Annotated in this window: 1 protein-coding gene; it reads left to right on the forward strand. The window is 54.2% G+C overall.

Annotation, left to right across the window (positions count from 1 at the left end; translation table 11 throughout):
• Nucleotides 1-530 (forward strand): dihydrofolate reductase family protein (locus ACXJ5O_RS28950; protein ID WP_457302911.1); only part of this gene is annotated, 530 nt, incomplete at its 5' end.
• Nucleotides 531-696 lie beyond the last annotated feature (166 nt).

Genomic DNA, 696 nt, shown 5'->3' on the forward strand with positions numbered 1-696 from the left:
GCTTCATCGCCGGCCCTCATATCAGCCTCGAAAATGCCATGGGTGAGGGCGGCGAACGGTTGCACGATTGGCTGTTTGACGAAAGCTCTGAAGTCGACCGCGACATGGCACGGGAGATGCCTGCCAACGTCGGTGCGGTGATCCTCGGGAAGCGAACTTTCGATCTCGGGCTGCCGCATTGGAAAGACACGCCATTTCCCGCCCCGAGCTTCGTGCTCACCCATGAAAAACGTGAGCCGCTCAAGATGAAAAGCGCGGCATTTACTTTCATCAACAACGGTGTCGAAAGCGCTGTACAGCAGGCGAAAGCAGCTGCAGGTGAAAAGGAGATCGTTGTTATGGGAGCAAATGCTGCCCAACAGCTATTGCAGGCGAAGTTAGTGGATGAAATCGTTCTCCAACTCGCGCCGGTTTTGCTCGGGCGGGGGACACGCCTGTTCGACGAGATGGGTGATGAAACGATCGAGCTCAAAAATACAAGAACTATCCAGTCGCCGCTGGTCACCCACTTGCGCTATCAGATCCTGTAAAAATAGAGCCCCGATTATAGCCGGGGCTTTCTTGGCTAAATCAGCCCTTTGACTTGGCCTTGGGCGCTGTGCTTTCGGCTTTTTTGATCATTGAGCTGAAAGGAACGTCGGCCTTCGGCGCAACCTTCTCTTTCTTGGGTTTTCGCACTTCGCGATTGCTTTTCTG

The sequence above is a fragment of the Phyllobacterium sp. P5_D12 genome, assembly GCF_054049495.1.